The organism is Dorea longicatena (assembly GCF_024168045.1).
GTDB lineage: Bacteria > Bacillota > Clostridia > Lachnospirales > Lachnospiraceae > Dorea_A.
Genome location: NZ_CP100126.1, coordinates 1,360,414 through 1,378,164, shown reverse-complemented (window position 1 = coordinate 1,378,164; position 17,751 = coordinate 1,360,414). Strand labels below are relative to the sequence as shown.

9 protein-coding genes and 1 tRNA gene are annotated in these 17,751 nt (G+C 41.7%); 2 read left to right on the top strand and 8 right to left on the bottom strand.

The features are described 5' to 3' along the window. Positions 1-11: 11 nt before the first annotated feature. A complete protein-coding gene (polA, locus tag NKF87_RS06455) occupies positions 12-2,627 on the bottom strand; it encodes a DNA polymerase I (protein WP_253584269.1) in 2,616 nt (871 codons plus the stop codon). 203 nt (positions 2,628-2,830) lie between these two features. On the opposite strand from polA, the gene NKF87_RS06450 reads away from it, so the two are divergent. Then, positions 2,831-2,913: transfer RNA gene (locus NKF87_RS06450), tRNA-Leu, on the top strand. A 159-nt stretch (positions 2,914-3,072) separates the two neighbouring features. Here NKF87_RS06450 and NKF87_RS06445 read toward each other — a convergent pair. The 6 genes from NKF87_RS06445 to NKF87_RS06420 form a co-directional block, all read right to left on the bottom strand. Then, a complete protein-coding gene (locus tag NKF87_RS06445; RefSeq protein WP_253584268.1) occupies positions 3,073-6,648 on the bottom strand; it encodes a VaFE repeat-containing surface-anchored protein in 3,576 nt (1,191 codons plus the stop codon). 308 nt (positions 6,649-6,956) lie between these two features. Beyond that, positions 6,957-7,598: a hypothetical protein gene (locus NKF87_RS06440; protein WP_117598563.1), complete on the bottom strand. Its 642-nt coding sequence runs from the start codon at positions 7,596-7,598 to the stop codon at positions 6,957-6,959. An 87-nt stretch (positions 7,599-7,685) separates the two neighbouring features. Further along, complete coding sequence (locus NKF87_RS06435) at positions 7,686-8,960, bottom strand: diaminopimelate decarboxylase (protein ID WP_118224938.1); 1,275 nt, start codon at positions 8,958-8,960, stop codon at positions 7,686-7,688. Beyond that, entirely contained in the window at positions 8,960-9,673 is a 714-nt protein-coding gene (locus NKF87_RS06430) for a TrmB family transcriptional regulator (protein ID WP_028086151.1), read from the bottom strand. The genes NKF87_RS06435 and NKF87_RS06430 overlap by 1 nt, the downstream gene beginning before the upstream one ends. 176 nt (positions 9,674-9,849) lie before the next feature. Beyond that, a complete protein-coding gene (gene pyk, locus NKF87_RS06425) occupies positions 9,850-11,292 on the bottom strand; it encodes a pyruvate kinase (protein ID WP_055284462.1) in 1,443 nt (480 codons plus the stop codon). A 22-nt stretch (positions 11,293-11,314) separates the two neighbouring features. Then, positions 11,315-12,187: a rhomboid family intramembrane serine protease gene (locus NKF87_RS06420; RefSeq protein WP_253584266.1), complete on the bottom strand. Its 873-nt coding sequence runs from the start codon at positions 12,185-12,187 to the stop codon at positions 11,315-11,317. Between the two features lie 224 nt (positions 12,188-12,411). Here NKF87_RS06420 and NKF87_RS06415 point away from each other — a divergent pair, with 224 nt between their 5' ends. Further along, positions 12,412-16,656 carry a 2-hydroxyacyl-CoA dehydratase gene (locus tag NKF87_RS06415; protein ID WP_118309676.1) on the top strand — a complete coding sequence of 1,415 codons (4,245 nt, stop codon included), beginning with the start codon at positions 12,412-12,414 and terminating at the stop codon, positions 16,654-16,656. A gap of 82 nt (positions 16,657-16,738) precedes the next feature. On the opposite strand, the gene NKF87_RS06410 is transcribed toward NKF87_RS06415, so the two are convergent. Next, complete coding sequence (locus NKF87_RS06410; protein WP_028087576.1) at positions 16,739-17,749, bottom strand: GGGtGRT protein; 1,011 nt, start codon at positions 17,747-17,749, stop codon at positions 16,739-16,741. Between the last annotated feature and the right edge of the window lie 2 nt (positions 17,750-17,751).

Sequence of the window (17,751 nt, the reverse complement as noted above, 5' to 3'; positions counted from 1 at the left end):
TCTCACACCTCTTATTTTGCTTCGTACCAGTTCACTCCTGTATGCATGTCTATTTCAAGCGGCACCTTTAATTTGGCCGCATGCTCCATCTCTTCTTTTAAAATCTTTTGAACTGCTTCCAGTTCCGGTTCGTATGCTTCTATCAGAAGTTCATCATGCACCTGTAAGACAAGTCTTGATTTCATCTTCTGTTTTTTCAGTTTCTGATTCACCCGGATCATTGCAATCTTTATGATATCTGCTGCCGCTCCCTGAATCGGAGAATTCATTGCCACCCGCTCTCCGAACGAACGTTGCATGAAATTACTGGAAGAAAGCTCCGGAACCGGACGTCTTCTTCCGAACAGTGTTACCACATACCCTTCTTCTTTTGCATGTGTCACTGCATGATCCAGAAATGTCTTGATTCCCGGATAGGTTGCAAAATAATCATCAATATATTTTGCAGCCTCTTTTCGTGTAATGCTCAGATCCTGACTCAGTCCAAATGAACTGATTCCATACACAATACCGAAATTTACGGCTTTTGCATTCCTTCTCTGCTGCGGAGTCACCTCATCAAACGGTATATGAAATACCTGCGATGCTGTAATACGGTGAATGTCACTTTGTTCTTTATATGCCCGGATCAGATGCTCATCTCCGGAACAATGTGCTAATACGCGAAGTTCGATCTGTGAATAATCGGCATCCACGAACCGGTATCCATCTTCCGGAATGAATACTTTACGGATCAGGCGGCCAAGCTCCATCCGCACCGGAATATTCTGAAGATTTGGTTCTGTACTGCTGATTCTTCCGGTTGCCGTGATCGTCTGATTGAATTTTCCATGAATCCTTCCATCATCCTGAATATAATTTGCCAGTCCGTCCGCATATGTGGATTTGAGCTTTGTATACTGTCTGTATTCCAAAATCTTTGCAACTACCGGATGTTCCGGCGCCAGTTTTTCAAGAACATCTGCAGCAGTGGAATAACCCGTCTTTGTCTTTCGCCCACCCGGAAGCTTCATATTTTCAAACAATACCACACCCAGCTGTTTTGGCGAATTAATATTAAATGTTTCGCCAGCCTCTTCGTAGATCTCCTTTTCCAGATCACCGATCTTGCCGGCAAGCTGATCACCATACTGTTTTAGTGCCTCTGCCTCAACACGGATACCATTCTGCTCCATATCGAACAATGTAAATACCAGCGGCATCTCAATTTCCCGGAACAAGGTATCCATCTTCGTATCCGCTAATTTCCGGCTCAGGACTTCTACTGATGCATAATTTGTATAAGCTTCATAGCAGGCCTTTATTTCCTGATCTGCCTTTTCATCAACCATCAGGTCCAGATGTTCTCTCGCAACATCTTCCCATGTATAATTATTCTTAAGTGGATTCAGCAGATATGCAGCCACACTCACATCAAAACAATTTTCCGGTTTCCGGATCTTAATCTGATCCATTGATTCTTTCAGATGAAACATCGAAAATGTATCTGTCGTTTCTGCCACATCTGCAAGCTTTTCCAAAAGCCATTCTCCTGATATATCATTCCCGGTTTTTATACAAAAGCCTGCTTCATTTGAGAAGCACAGACCGATACCTCCGAGTCCGGCCTGATCTGCAAATAACGGCAATACATTTTCCATATCTTTAAAAAGTACTGTTCCTGTCGTCTGTGCCTTTTCAGCCTTTGCAAAAATCTCTTCTGCCTCTCTTTTTGAAGTGATAATCCTGAAACCATCCTCGATCTTATTTGCCGGTGCCGCAACATCGAATCTGGAAAGAAGATTTTTAAACTCTAGTTTCTGAAAGAAGACATATGCTTCCTCAGTGTATATGTTACCCAGTTTTGCTTCTGAAAGTTCATATGAAAACTCAGCATTCACATTGATTGTTGCAAGTTCTTTGCTGAGCACCGCAAGATCCCAGTATTCATTTAATGATTTAGACGCTCTCGGCGGCTTCAGTTCTTCCACATGATCGTGCGCCGTTTCTATCGAGTGATACTGTGTGATGATCTTTGTCGCTGTCTTTTCCCCGATACCAGGAACTCCCGGAATATTATCTGCCGTGTCGCCCATTAACGCTTTCAGATCGATGAATTCTTCCGGTGTCACCTGATAGCGTTCAAAAACATCTTTGGCATAATAATCTTCTATCTCCGTTCTGCCCTGCTTCGTCTTCGGAATTCGGATCTTTACATGCTCAGTTGCCAGCTGCAACAGATCACGGTCTCCGGAAATAACCACAACTTCCATATCCTTGCGCTCACAACGCTTGGAAAGTGTACCGATCAGGTCATCGGCCTCCAGACCCGCACATTCGATCGTCTTCACTCCCATTGCCTGAAGCACTTCTTTGATCACAGGAACCTGCTGCCTTAGTTCATCAGCCATCGGCTTTCTGGTGCCTTTATATTCTGCATACATTTTATGTCTGAAAGTCGGAGCATGGACATCAAATGCCACCGTCAGATAGTCTGGTTTTTCTTCTTCCAGAAGTTTAAACATAATCGTCAGAAATCCATATATTGCATTTGTATGAAGGCCTTCTGCATTCGTCAGATCCGGCAGCCCGTAAAAGGCGCGGTTCAAAATACTGTGGCCATCTATCAGAACAATTTTACTGCTCATTTTATCTCTCCACCTAAATAGTTCATTTTCTTATAAAATCACTATCTTACTATACACCAATTTGCTTCTTTTTAAAAGGCTAATTTTTACTCCTACTTATTCTTCCCTTATCTGTCACATTCACCTTTTCTTTTTTTTAAAAAAAGATTGACAGACGATACATTTATAGTTATAATTTATTTTGTTGTGTGAACAACACATATGCGGATATGGCGGAATGGCAGACGCACAAGACTCAAAATCTTGCGGAGGTGACTTCGTGTGGGTTCAAGTCCCACTATCCGCATTCAAAAAACCCAGTAAAATCAAGGGGTTTAACGATTAGAGACATTTACTTTTCTTACTATTTTTGTTACTATGTTTTCGTAAGAAGTAGATGTTTCTTTTTTTATACAAAAAGCACTAACAGAAGATTCTATTTTCTTCCGCTAGTGCTTAACTTTCATCAATCCCGTTTTTTTCTATAAATTGCAATTCCGGCCGCAACCGCTGTTCCCAGAGATCCAAGCGTCAACATCCATAAAAATGTATGATTTTCCACTCCTGTCTTCGGTGATTTACGGATGGATGAAGATGGTTTCGGATTGTCTGTGTTGATTTTCGGCGATACTGCAGATTTTTCATTATTCTTATATATAATTGTCTGATCCGCATTATCTATATTCGCTTCATCTGCAATCAGATGATCTTCCTCATCATACAGATTCTCAAATACCACAACCGCTTTCCCGCCCAATTCACGTGCATCAAGTTCGAATGTCATTTCAACTGTTCCTGCTGATTTTTCCGGCGTAAATGTTGTTCTGCCTGTGATTTTTCTGTTGTTTTTATCTGTCATTTCTTTCCCGTCTGCTTTATCCATCAAAACGCCTTTTAATATGTAAGTTTCGCCAGGCAGCAGATTTTCATAAGACACCTGATCTATGATTGTCTGCTTTTCTCTTGCATCTCCTTCCTGCGTCTTTGACTTTTTATCCATAGCTTTTGTACCAATCTTCGGGAAATAAATACTTTGTTCTTTTGCCTCCGGATTTTTATGTTCTGCGATGCTTTTTCCGTCTATTTTAATCTCTTCATATATGACTGCCGTTTTTCCCGACAGATCAGTTCCATTGATTTCAAATGCAATTTCAATACTGCCATCTGCCTTTTCCGGAATAAATTCCTGCTGTTTTTCTTCACTCAACCGCTGTTCTGTCTCCTTCTCGACTACCGTTCCATGTAATGTGTAGGTTTCACCAGGCAGTAGATTCCTGTATTCTATCGTATCTGTAAGTTCTACATATTCACCGGCATATGCATGATGTGTCCCTGTATTTTTGTCAGAAGCCGTTGTTCCTGCTGCCGGCACATGGATTGTCTGATCTTCATCTTCCAGATCTGTATGTACTGCATATAATTTATCACCATAATATAATTTTTCAAATGCGACCAATGTCTTTCCTGCAAGATTACTTCCATCAAACACAAACTCTACTTCCGCTGTTCCGTCTTTTCCTTCTGCAACAAATTCTACACTTTCTGTTATCTTTCTGCCAGACGCACTTCTTGCTGCTTTTCCTGTTTCCTTATCCATTAACGTTCCGGTAATCTTGTATTTTTTCCCTTTTTTCAGATTATGATATTCTACCGTATCTATAATCCGCATATCTTTCTCAGCTTTTACCATCTTCATATCTGTTACTTCGTCTTTTACAGAAGTTTTTAATTTTGGAAAATGAATCATCTGATCTGCATCTTCCAGATCCTTATGCACTGCGATCACTGTATTATCCAACATGCATTCTTCAAATATTGTAATACTTTTTCCGGCCAGAGACTTTGCATCAAAGTCAAATTTTACTTCCACGCTGCCTTCTGCTGTCTTTGGCTTAAATCTCTTAGAAGCAGTAATATTTCCGTTTTCGCCATCCAGAATCATTTCCCCTGTTTCCCTGTCCATCAATGTACCCTTCATGACATATTCCTGCCCTTTTTTCAAACCTGTATAAGTGACGGTATCTATGATCGTTACTTTTTCGTCTGCATTTGAATAATGTGTTCCGGTTGCTTCATCTTTTGCTGATGTTGCAATTGTAAGATCTGGATTAAGTATTGTCCCAAGATCAACAACATACCGGTCCCTGGAAATACGGAATGTTCCTTTATACAGAACTTTATCTACATTTTCTTCACAGCGAAGTTCTTCCAGCTGATAGGTATCATAAGGAAATGCACCATATGCATCATTTACCTCTACACTTTCTCCGTTACTGTTCGTTCCAAACCACACACCACTTTCAGATTGTCCGCTATTGGTATCTTTGCTGTGTTTCGTATAATCAGATGCCGATGAAAAATATCCATTTTCGTCTGTCATGATCCGGTGACATTCACCCGTCGTTACCGATGTGATCTGAAACGGAATTCCTGCCATTGCCATCTGTGTTTCTTCATCTTTTTTCTGAAATTCAATATCCCCTCTACATATACGGTCTGCTATTTTATAGTTGTTTCCACCCTGTATATTGGTCTGATTTCCATTCTGAACGATCTGTGTCAGGTAATAATTTTCTGCAAGTTTTCCGTTATCTCCTTCTATATAAGCCTTTTCCAGCATATATCCTTTTGGCGCTTTGGTTTCTTCAATGCTGACTGTTCCAAGCGGAAGCACCGGCTTATCTCCATTTTCTGCATAATAAAAATCATCACCGGATATCTGATACTCTTTTCCCATTTTACTTCTGCAGACGTCATTCTCCTTTTTGGTACGTAACACCCATACTTTCGAAGGTTTTTCAGGCAAAGATTCCTGCGTATATCTGCCTGCATAAAAGCGTACTGTAAACTCTGCACCTTCCAGGCTTCCACCGCCAAGTGCTTTTCCCTCTTTGCTCTCCTGATCGATTTTATCCAGGAGCAATTCTATATCTGAATACACCGGTACATCCTTCACATTTACTTCTGCTGTCTGTCCGGATGTAACTGTTACCGGATATATCCTCTCATCCAGTTTATATCCTTTTGGTGCTTTCTTTTCTTTTACATAATACATACCTTCTTCTAATTCCAGCGTATTAGACTCTCCGTTTTTATCCGTTGTAAATACAGCGTTTTCTCTCGTTGCGCCACGATCTGAATAGACTCCGTAGGCTGCACCTTCCAAAGAATATTCTGCATTACCATCTGTAAGCGTTGTCAGTGTCTTTCCTTTTTTTAACTTTGCATAACCGTTGTAACTGCGGTGTATGACGGCAGTTCCGCTGACTCTCTGATACCCGATCAGCCTGCCGCTGCTGTCTTTTGTCACGCCATCCGTTGCCCCATTCACACTCGTACAGTATAAGTTTCCTGTAACTTCTCCCGTTGCTTTATTCACTGCAGTGATGGTGTATTTATAGGTGCATTCCTGCCCTGTATATGGCGCAGCAGCCGTATGATCCGCACACCCTCCGTTTGCAGTAACGCCGGCAAGGATTCCGGTAAATCCGCCCATGGTTACCCCGTGTACCGTATGACCGTTTCCACCATTCACAGCCGTGACCACACAATTTCCGGTAAATACATCCCCTACTTCCGGCTTTTGTTGATTTCCCCGCGCCTGTACCATTCTTCTTGAATATACACTGCTTCTTCCTGCTTCTTCCCCGAATGTTATGACTACTTTCTTGTTCATACCCATAGCTGTAATATCACGCCAGTAACTCTTCCCCTCTGTCACCGAAGTGTCTTCCAGCTCGTATCTGCCTTCTTCATCAAGTATCTTCATGCTGATCCTGGTGTCTTCTTCTGCATCCGATTGTACACGTATACACATTCCATCAGGCACTGTTATTTCACTGCCTGATTGGACCGTTCTTATACAATCCTCTACATCTGTTACTGTTACGGAACCTTCTCCTACAACTTCAAAACTCAACTTCCTTGCCGGATTTTCCGCATTCACACTGGTCTGTGACACGCCAAACGCAGAGACCTGACATAGCAATATCCCTGCCAGTAACGAAGCTATCGTTTTCTTACTTTTTTGAATCTTCGTCATACAATTCCTCTCTTTCTTGTTATTTATATTAATCCGACCGTTGTAAATACCTCCTTTCCATGTCAAACACAACGTAAAATCTGTCAGATTATTCCATATTCACTTGGATAGATTATAAATGGGTTGTCTGGCAACGTCATATGAGAAGCATGACCTGCCTTTTGATCATTTATCTGAAATTAAATAAGACCGAACAACAGAATGTTATTCAATTATTTTTGTATATAATACAACACAGATTCCAGGGATGTCAATCCCCAAAACCTGTGTTTTACATAGTTTTTAATTCATATTTTGTTTACCGGAACCTAAAGCTGATTCTGCGGGAACAATGCATCATCTACTGCCGTGAGATCATCATTCGGAATATAATATGCTCCGTCTTTATTCACCTTTACGTGAACTTCTTTTTCCATCTTATCGCCATACGTCGGGTCAGCGAGTTTTGCACTCATAATTTCATACATCTTCCGCATAATCGCCTCATTAAGCTCTTCATCTGATGGAATTGTTTCTACATTCGAATATGTGTCTGTCACCCATTGATCAAGCTCATCTGATACAGTAGAAAATGCCGTAAACGGACACACTTCAACAGTTACAGTAAATTCATCATCTTCTGTTTCTTTTGCTTCTTTCACTTTATAATTTGCACTCTTTAACATTTTTTCAAACATCGAACGATAGTCCGCTTTTAATTCATCTGATACACCGGTGTCATCAAAGCCGGCTTCTTTCATAATTGTATCAAGATTTGTCTCGTATTCTTTTTTGGCTTCTTTTTCTGTCGTCTCTGTTATCTCGGCATACTTCTTAACTTCTGCTTTGTATCCACAATCCAAGGCAGACTGTACATAATCCATTGCATCGTCCGTTGTCATACCTCCACATCCGCATAACAGTAACATCACTCCGGCCAGCACCAGCGCCAGTACACCATGTTTTTTCATTTTATTGCCTCCTCATAAAAAATGATAGTGCCCGTTTCTTAATTGAAAGGACACTATCATTATATCTAAACCTGATTTTTTCCACAACTATTTTTCAATCAGTTTTTTTCCGATATCAAAGCAGTCGAATGTTGCGAAATAATCAGCCGGTGTTTCTGCTCTTCTGATCAGTTGTGTAGTCCCGTCTTCTTTCAGAAGCACTTCGGCAGATTTTAATTTTCCATTGTAATTATATCCCATAGAGAAGCCATGTGCTCCCGTATCATGAATTACCAGCACATCACCCATATCAATCTTCGGAAGCATACGGTCGATTGCAAATTTATCATTGTTTTCACACAACGATCCTGTTATATCATATTTGTGATCGCAAGGTGCATTTTCTTTACCCATTACAGTAATGTGATGATAAGCTCCGTACATAGCAGGACGCATCAGGTTAACTGCACATGCGTCTACACCAATATATTCTTTGTGTGTATGCTTTTCATGAATTGCCGTTGTAACCAGGCATCCGTAAGGTCCCATCATAAAACGTCCCATCTCTGTATAGATTGCCACATCGCCCATACCGGCAGGTACCAGTACTTCTTCATATACGCGGCGCACACCATCACCAATCGCACGGATATCATTTGGCTCCTGATCTGGTTTATAAGGGATACCTACACCACCGGACAGGTTAATGAATTTGATATGTACACCTGTTTCTTTCTGAAGCTTTACTGCAACTTCGAACAGAACTTTCGCAAGCATCGGATAATACTCATTGGTTACTGTATTACTTGCAAGGAATGCATGAATGCCGAATTCTTTGGCACCTTTTTCCTTTAAAATCTTAAATGCATCAAATAACTGTTCTGTTGTCATTCCATATTTCGCATCTCCCGGATTATCCATGATGTCATTACTGATCTTGAACATTCCACCCGGATTGTAGCGGCAGCTGATCGTCTCCGGAATATGTCCGATTGCTTCTTCAAGAAAATCAATGTGTGTGATATCATCCAGATTGATGATTGCATTCAGCTTGTCTGCCAGTACAAATTCTTCTGCCGGAGTATCATTCGAAGAAAACATGATGTCCTCTCCTGTTGCCCCGATCGCATCGGAAAGCATCAGCTCTGTATAGGAAGAACAGTCACATCCGCATCCATACTCTCTTAAAATATTGATCAGAAACGGATTTGGCGTTGCCTTTACCGCAAAATACTCTCTGTATCCTTTATTCCACGAAAATGCTTCTTTTAAAGCTTTCATATTCTCACGGATTCCTTTTTCGTCATATAAATGAAACGGTGTCGGATAAGTTTTAATAATCTCGTCTAACTGTGCTTTTGTTACAAATGGTTCTTTTTTCATCAATCCTTGTTCTCCTCTCGTATAGATAATAACTTTATCTCATTCGCAAGTGCTGTTTTGTACAATTCTACAAAGTTTTTCTGTCCGGAATAGAGACATGTATTCATACTCCCCTCTCCGTATTCACCTGTCAGTACATATTTCGAATCGGCAATGATTCCTATCTGCATTCCTCTGTTTTCTCCAAAATATACTTTTGCATTGTGAAAGGTCGCCGGTTGATCGGTGATAATCACCACTTTTTTTCTTTCTTCCATCAATGTATCAAGCTCCCGGATCAGAAGCAGCAGATAATTTCTTGTACAACTGATATAGACTCTTTGATCAACCTGAGATAACAGATTCTTTATCTTATTCAGTATATTCTCTGCGCCTTCAATTGTAATGTATCCTTCTACATACGCTTTCTCCGTCGGCATATGTTCCTGCAGCCATTTTCCGGATTCCTCCAGCTTACGGATACGATTCTTACAGAATTCGTTAAGCGGGACAGGCACATATTTTCTGGTACTGGCCTCTTCTACAAGGTAAGCCGCACCTTTCTCTGTCATACTAGCCAGAGAATTATATGCATTGGATCTGGATATTCCGGTCTGTTTAGCAACTTCGTATCCAGTTACCTTTCCCTCTGTCAGCAGGCACTGATAAATGCTTGCTTCTTGTCTTGTGAGTCCGAATTCCATCAGGCGCTCTGTAAATGATGTCTGTTCCATCTTCGTCATCCACCTTTTGGTTCTTTAGTAGTTCTCTACAGGAACACTATAAGTGAATTTTCACTGTATGTCAAGGAGAAACTTTCTCAAAAACATGCAAAAAACCAGAAAGCCCAGGCTGATTCAGCCTCGTTGCTTTCTGGTTCTTTATAAGCAGTCCTGCTTATTTACTATTTTTATTTTCTGTCATCTACCATCGCAATTCTCATCATGTTACTTACTGTTCTGTTCTCAGATACATTTGTAGATGGAATTCCAAGCGTTAATACAACCATGTCTCCTGCTTCTGCAAGCTTCTTTGCACAGATCAGATCGATTGCCGTATCACAGATATCTTCTGTTGTATATACAGCAACTGATTTCAGCGGCATAACTCCCCAGTTGATCTGCATTCTTCTCAGTGTTGCCTCATCCGGGCTGATACCGATAATACCTGTCTTAGGTTTGAACTTAGATACAACTCTTGCCGTAGCACCTGATACAGTTGGTGTTACGATACATTTAGCACGAAGATTATTAGCCGTTGTTACTGTTGCATTTGCAAGTGCGCTGGATGCACTCTTAAGTCTGTGTTCTCCTGCTTTTCTAAGGATCATATCATAATCCAGATGCTCCTCTGTATTTTCAACAATATGAACCATCATCTGTAAAGCTTCTAACGGATATTTACCCTGAGCTGTCTCTCCGGAAAGCATGACTGCATCTGTTCCGTCATATACCGCATTGGCAACATCTGTAACCTCCGCTCTTGTAGGACGTGGATTACGCATCATAGAATCAAGCATCTGTGTAGCTGTGATAACCGGTTTAAAGTTATCGTTACATTTCTGGATAATTGTCTTCTGAAGGTATGGAACTTCCTCTGCCGGAATTTCAACACCAAGATCTCCTCTGGCTACCATGATTCCGTCTGCGCAACGGATAATCTCATCAATATTCTTGATTGCTTCAAAGTTCTCGATTTTTGCAATTACAGGAATATACGGAGCCTTACATTCTCTTAAGAATGATTTGATCTCCAGAATACATTCTGCATTTCTGACAAATGAAGCTGCAATAAAATCTACACCCTGCTCCACACCGAATTTCAGGTCATCACGGTCTTTATCTGTGATAGCTGGAAGACGGATCGCAACGTTTGGTACATTAACACCTTTCTTTTCTCCGAGCTCGCCGCCATTGACAATTTCACAATTGATGTTATTTCCCTTTTTATCTTTTACTTTCAGTTCAATCAGACCATCATCGATCAGGATCGTACTTCCGGCTTTGACATCTTCTACCAGACCTTTGTATGTAATAGAAACAATCTTGTTATCTCCGACAATCTCGTCTGTTGTCAGGGTAAATGTCTCTCCTGCTTCAAGCTGTACTTTCTTTCCATCTTTTAATACACCTGTACGGATCTCAGGTCCTTTTGTATCCAGAAGAATTGCGATCGGTTTGTTCTCTTCTTCACGAATCTTCTTTAACATATCCATACGGCCCTTCTGTTCTTCATGATCACCGTGTGAAAAGTTAAATCTTGCAATGTCCATTCCATTCTGAACTAACTTTCTCATCATGGTTTCATCATTTGTATTTGGTCCCATTGTACAGATAATTTTTGTTTTTTTCATATTTCTCCTATTCCTCTCTTAGTTATTTAACATGTGTATGTGTGAACAAATGATCCTGGCAATATTCATAATTGCCATTACATTTTGAACAATACCGGAATTCCAGATTCGGATCATCCAGTTCTGTTCTTCCGCAGACTGCGCATCTGTGTTTTGCCCCATTTGCATAGCTGTTTACCGGTCTTTCCGCATATCTCATCTTGCGTTTGAAATCATTCTTTCTTTTCATCTGACCTGGTGTGTAAGGCTTCATATTACGTGAACTCAGGAAAAAAATGATAAAGTTCAGTATTGAGATAAATGCTGCAAGCGCATTCGCCTTATAATATATACCGAAAACACCTCCGCCGTAGGCCGGAAGAAAAGCCTGCACAATCGCATAGATAAAATACAAGCCATCAAGTATAGCCAACCATTTGATCTTAATCGGAATAACGAAAAATAATAACAGCTGGATATCCGGATACAGTGCTGCAAATGCAAAGAATAACGATAAATTCAGATACCATGTATCCATTGGTAACACAGTGCCTGTCAGTAAATATGCCAGTATGGCTCCCAGTACAATAAAGAGCATTCCCGAAAAGAAATACAGATTAAAACGAAACGCCCCCCACGCTGCCTCTAACTGCTTCCCTATCATATAATAGAGATACAATGCAAATGCAATAAAGATCAGACTGTCAGACGGAGGCTGGATAATAAATGTAACAATTCTCCATATCTGCCCCTGGAGAATCTTGCTGGCATCCAGACTTAAAAACTGGCTATAGAACGTCGGGTTAATCAACTCCAGCGCAAATCCGGCTGCATATAATATTATAATATATGTGATCAAATTTGGAATAGCATATCTGCTAAATTTCCGTTCAAGTTTATCTAACCAATTGTTCATATAACTGCTCCTTTACGTTTATTCTCACACTGTAGATATTCTACCTTCCCAACTGATATTTGTCAATTGTGCCAAGTAAAGTTCATCTCTTTTTAACATATCTTCAACATTTGTTAATTGTCTTTTGAGAACTTTTGTCGTATAATGTTACAGGTTGCAATTAAGCAAAATGCATTTAATAAGAAGAAAGACATATAGATTAACATGATAAGGAGTTACATAATATGAATCAAAAAGAATTATACGCACTTGGTATCGACATCGGTTCTACAACCGTAAAGATTGCCATATTAGATGAGAATAATGAAGTGGTATTTTCTGATTATGAGAGGCATTTCGCGAACATCCAGGAAACTCTTTCCGATCTGTTAGGAAGAGCGGTACATAAATTAGGTCCTGTCCATGCATCACCGGTCATTACCGGTTCCGGCGGACTGACTCTTGCGAAACATCTTGGTGTACCGTTTGTACAGGAAGTGATCGCTGTATCTACTGCTCTCCAGGACTATGCACCTCAGACAGACGTTGCTATCGAACTCGGCGGGGAAGATGCCAAGATTATCTACTTTGAAGGTGGTAATGTAGAGCAGCGTATGAACGGCGTCTGTGCCGGTGGTACAGGATCCTTCATCGATCAGATGGCATCTCTTTTACAGACTGACGCCTCCGGACTGAACGAATATGCAAAAAATTATAAAGCTCTCTATACCATTGCTGCACGATGTGGTGTATTTGCCAAGACGGATATCCAGCCTCTGATCAATGATGGTGCTGCCAAAGAAGACCTTGCTGCTTCTATATTTCAGGCAGTTGTCAACCAGACTATCAGCGGACTGGCCTGTGGTAAACCAATCCGCGGACATGTTGCATTCTTAGGAGGACCTCTTCATTTCCTCTCTGAACTGCGCGAAGCTTTCATCCGCACACTGAAGCTGGACGATGAACACATCATCGCCCCGACACATTCCCATCTGTTTGCAGCAGCCGGTTCTGCTCTGAATTCAAAGAAAGATCTGGACGTGCCTCTCATTGATATGCAGCACCGTCTGGAAGGAAAGATCAAAATGGAATTCGAAGTGGATCGTATGGAGCCGCTGTTTGCAACGGAAGCAGATTTTAAAGAATTCGAAAACCGTCATGCAAAACATCAGGTACCTGTGAAGGATCTTGCCACTTATCAGGGAAAAGCATTCCTTGGTATTGATGCAGGTTCCACCACAACCAAAGCTGCCCTGGTAGGCGAAGACGGTACTTTATTATATTCTTTCTATCATAATAATGAAGGAGATCCTCTTGGTACAACGATCTCTGCCATCAAAGACATTTACAGTAAACTGCCGGAAGGCGTGGAGATTGTTCACTCCTGCTCTACCGGCTATGGTGAGGCACTGATCAAAGCTGCCCTCCTGTTAGACGAAGGAGAGGTAGAGACAGTTTCTCATTACTATGCCGCATCCTTCTTTGAACCGGATGTAGACTGTATCCTGGATATCGGAGGCCAGGATATGAAATGTATCAAGATCAAGAATCAGACGGTTGACAGCGTACAATTGAATGAAGCATGTTCATCCGGATGCGGTTCTTTTATTGAAACATTTGCAAAATCTCTAAATTATACGGTAGAAGATTTTGCTCATGAAGCATTATTTGCCAAAAACCCGATTGACCTTGGTACCCGCTGTACTGTTTTCATGAATTCAAAAGTAAAACAGGCTCAGAAAGAGGGTGCGGAGGTTGCAGATATTTCAGCCGGTCTTGCTTACTCCGTAATCAAGAACGCATTATTTAAAGTTATCAAGGTGTCCGATGCATCTGAACTCGGTAAACACATCGTTGTTCAGGGAGGAACATTCTACAACAACGCTGTACTGCGGAGCTTTGAAAAGATCGCCAACTGCGAAGCCATTCGTCCGGATATTGCCGGTATCATGGGCGCATTCGGTGCTGCACTGATCGCACGTGAGCGTTACGTTGACTGCGAAGGTACAACCATGCTTTCCATCGAAGATATTGAAGCCATGGAATATTCTACTACTATGACAAAATGCAAGGGATGTACGAATAACTGCCGCCTGACGATCAATCATTTCAGCGGCGGACGTAAGTTCATCACAGGTAACCGTTGTGAACGTGGTCTCGGGAAACAGAAAACAACTAACAAGCTTCCGAACTTATTTGAATATAAATTAAAACGCTATTTTGATTATGAACCATTGGCAGAGGAAAATGCTCCTCGCGGAATCATTGGTATTCCTCGTGTACTGAACATGTACGAGAATTATCCGTTCTGGTTCACATTCTTTAATGAACTGGGATTTCGGGTTGTTCTTTCTCCTGTGTCAAACCGCAAGGTATACGAACTGGGAATTGATTCCATCCCAAGTGAATCCGAATGTTATCCGGCAAAACTGGCACACGGACATGTACAATGGCTGATCAACAACGGTATCCACACCATCTTTTATCCTAGCATTCCATATGAGAGGAATGAATTTGCGGAAGCCAATAACCATTACAACTGTCCGATCGTAACTTCCTACCCGGAAAATATCAAGAATAACATTGATGCAATTGTTCACGGAGAAGTAGATTTTCTTCATCCATTTATTTCTTTTGCCAGCGAAGACACCATCTCTTACCGGCTGGTTGATGAATTATCTGGAAAGTTCCATATCCCAGCTGACGAGATCAAAAAAGCAACGCATACTGCCTGGGAAGAACTCGCCGCCTGCAGAAAAGATATGCAGAAAAAAGGCGAAGAGACGATCAGGTTCTTAAACGAAACCGGCAACCGTGGTATCGTTCTTGCAGGACGTCCGTATCACATCGACCCGGAAGTAAACCATGGTATTCCAGAACTGATCAATTCTTATAATATTGCAGTTCTGACGGAAGATTCCATCTCCCACTTAAATCCTGCCGAGCATCCGCTCAATGTTATGGACCAGTGGATGTATCATTCCCGTCTGTATGCCGCAGCAAACTACGTAAAGACGGTAGACAACCTGGATCTGATCCAATTAAATTCTTTCGGATGTGGTTTGGATGCCGTTACAACCGATCAGGTGGCATCAATACTGAATGACTCTGACAAGATCTACACCTCTTTAAAAATCGATGAGGTTAATAACTTAGGCGCCGCAAGAATCCGTGTCAGATCACTGCTTGCCGCAATCCGTGTCAGAGAGAAACGTGGGGAAAAACGTACCATTCATTCTTCTGCAATAAAAAAGGTCGTATTCACCAAAGAAATGCGTAAGAATTATACAATTCTCTGCCCACAGATGTCTCCCATCCATTTCGAGCTTCTGGAGCCTGCATTCAACGCATCCGGATATAACCTTCAGGTATTGCCTAATGACAACAAACAGGCTGTAGACGTAGGCCTGAAATATGTAAACAATGATGCCTGCTATCCATCTCTGATGGTAGTCGGTCAGATCATGGAAGCAATTCTTTCCGGTAAATATGATACAGATAAAATCGCTGTGATCATCAGTCAGACCGGCGGTGGATGCCGTGCTTCCAACTACATCGGATTCATCCGCCGTGCTCTTAAGAAGGCCGGATACGGAAATATTCCGGTTATCTCCATCAACTTAAGCGGTCTGGAAGACAATCCGGGATTCAAGCTGACTCCGAAGCTGATCTTACGAGGCATCTATGGTGCTATATTCGGTGACATTTTTATGAAATGTGTATATCGTCTGCGTCCATATGAAGCAGTTACCGGATCTGTCAATGCAATGCACAGAAAATGGGTGAAAGTATGCCAGGACTTCTTGTCTAACGGCTACCCGAGCAGGCGTAAATTCAAACGTCTCTGCCGTGAGATCATTGGAGATTTTGACAACAACATTGAATTACTGGACATTAAGAAACCTCGTGTCGGCGTTGTCGGCGAGATTCTCGTCAAATTCCTTCCGGCTGCCAATAACTACCTGGTAGACCTCCTGGAAAGTGAAGGAGCCGAAGCCGTTGTCCCGGATCTCCTGGACTTCCTGCTCTACTGCTTCTACAACCAGAACTTCAAGGTTGAAAAGCTTGGATTCGAAAAGAAAAAAGCCACAACAGCTAATCTTGGTATCAAAGCTCTGGAATGGTTCCGTGCTCCGGCAACTGAAGCATTTGCAGCAAGCAAGCACTTCACACCGCCAGCTAAGATTCAGGATCTTGGAAAGATGGCTTCGGACATCGTATCTCTTGGTAACCAGACTGGTGAAGGATGGTTCCTTACAGGAGAAATGTTAGAGCTGATCCACAGTGGTGCGCCAAATATCGTATGTACACAGCCATTCGCCTGCCTGCCGAACCATGTCGTAGGTAAGGGAGTTATCAAAGAACTTCGCAGACGCTATCCGGAGTCTAATATCGTAGCAATTGATTTCGACCCAGGTGCAAGCGAAGTCAACCAGTTGAACCGGTTGAAACTGATGCTTTCTACGGCGAATAAAAACTTAAACAAATAATTTAGGATTTAAAAAAGAGAGAACGTTTTCGTTCTCTCTTTTCAAATCCGGCCTATACAAGCCAAACTAAATATTCAATTTCTTAGAACTTACCAGCCTTAGCTGCTTCTTCTACAGAAACGGCAACTGCAACAGTCATACCAACCATCGGGTTGTTTCCTGCTCCGATCAGTCCCATCATTTCTACGTGAGCTGGTACTGATGAAGATCCTGCGAACTGTGCATCTGAGTGCATACGTCCAAGAGTATCTGTCATACCATAAGAAGCAGGACCTGCAGCCATGTTATCTGGGTGAAGTGTACGTCCTGTACCACCGCCTGATGCTACTGAGAAGTACTTCTTGCCCTGCTCGATACATTCTTTCTTATATGTACCTGCAACCGGATGCTGGAAACGTGTCGGGTTTGTAGAGTTACCTGTGATAGATACGTCTACGCCTTCTTTGTGCATGATTGCAACACCTTCACGTACGTCGTTAGCACCGTAGCAGTTAACTTTAGAACGGAGTCCGTCAGAGTAAGAGATTCTCTGTACTTCTTTCAGTTCTCCTGTGTAGTAATCATATTCTGTCTGAACATATGTGAATCCGTTAATTCTTGAGATGATCTTTGCAGCATCTTTTCCAAGACCGTTCAGGATAACACGAAGAGGTTTCTTACGAACTTTGTTAGCCTTCTCTGCGATACCGATAGCACCCTCAGCAGCTGCGAATGATTCATGACCAGCCAGGAATGCGAAACACTCTGTATCTTCTTCCAGAAGCATCTTTCCTAAGTTACCATGTCCAAGACCTACTTTTCTCTGATCAGCAACTGATCCAGGAATACAGAAAGCCTGAAGTCCTTCTCCGATTGCTGCTGCAGCTTCTGCTGCTGTCTTACATCCTTTTTTGATTGCGATTGCTGCACCTACGATGTATGCCCAGCATGCATTTTCAAAACAGATTGGCTGAATACCTTTGATCTGATTGTATACATCAAGTCCGGCATCCTTTGTGATCTGCTGTGCTTCTTCGATAGAAGAAATACCATAACCAGCCAATACTTCATTGATTTTATCAATTCTTCTTTCATATGATTCAAATAAAGCCATTA

Excerpts from the sequence above, each read along its gene's own strand:
- pyk (WP_055284462.1), bottom strand. The coding sequence starts at position 11,292 with ATGAAAAAAACAAAAATTATCTGTACAATGGGACCAAATACAAATGAT.
- NKF87_RS06420 (WP_253584266.1), bottom strand. The coding sequence starts at position 12,187 with ATGAACAATTGGTTAGATAAACTTGAACGGAAATTTAGCAGATATGCT.
- NKF87_RS06435 (WP_118224938.1), bottom strand. The coding sequence starts at position 8,960 with ATGAAAAAAGAACCATTTGTAACAAAAGCACAGTTAGACGAGATTATT.
- polA (WP_253584269.1), bottom strand. The coding sequence starts at position 2,627 with ATGAGCAGTAAAATTGTTCTGATAGATGGCCACAGTATTTTGAACCGC.
- NKF87_RS06440 (WP_117598563.1), bottom strand. The coding sequence starts at position 7,598 with ATGAAAAAACATGGTGTACTGGCGCTGGTGCTGGCCGGAGTGATGTTA.
- NKF87_RS06410 (WP_028087576.1), bottom strand. The coding sequence starts at position 17,749 with ATGGCTTTATTTGAATCATATGAAAGAAGAATTGATAAAATCAATGAA.
- NKF87_RS06430 (WP_028086151.1), bottom strand. The coding sequence starts at position 9,673 with ATGGAACAGACATCATTTACAGAGCGCCTGATGGAATTCGGACTCACA.
- NKF87_RS06445 (WP_253584268.1), bottom strand. The coding sequence starts at position 6,648 with ATGACGAAGATTCAAAAAAGTAAGAAAACGATAGCTTCGTTACTGGCA.
- NKF87_RS06415 (WP_118309676.1), top strand. The coding sequence starts at position 12,412 with ATGAATCAAAAAGAATTATACGCACTTGGTATCGACATCGGTTCTACA.